Origin of the sequence: Haemophilus sp. HMSC71H05 (assembly GCF_001838635.1) — a bacterium.
In the GTDB taxonomy this organism is placed as follows: Bacteria; Pseudomonadota; Gammaproteobacteria; order Enterobacterales; family Pasteurellaceae; genus Haemophilus_D; species Haemophilus_D parainfluenzae_R.
This window is the reverse complement of record NZ_KV838030.1, coordinates 1-225: the sequence shown is the minus strand read 5'-3', so window position 1 is coordinate 225 and position 225 is coordinate 1. Positions and strand designations below refer to the sequence as shown.

Genomic DNA, 225 nt, shown 5'->3' with positions numbered 1-225 from the left:
TTTCAGCTTGTTTCCTGGTTGTTAAAGAACAGAAGATAATAAAGTTATCTTTATTTGGCGTCCCCACGGGGATTCGAACCCCGGTTACCGCCGTGAAAGGGCGATGTCCTAGGCCTCTAGACGATGGGGACAACAAATAAAGATACTCTATCTTACATTTTGCTTACGCACTTTTCTCTCTTCATTCATTTTCTACAATATATCAATCAATCTGTGTGGACACTT

1 tRNA gene is annotated in these 225 nt (G+C 40.9%); it reads right to left on the bottom strand.

The window, feature by feature from the left end:
• Positions 1–55: 55 nt before the first annotated feature.
• Positions 56–131, bottom strand: a tRNA-Glu gene (locus tag HMPREF3279_RS04930).
• Between the last annotated feature and the right edge of the window lie 94 nt (positions 132–225).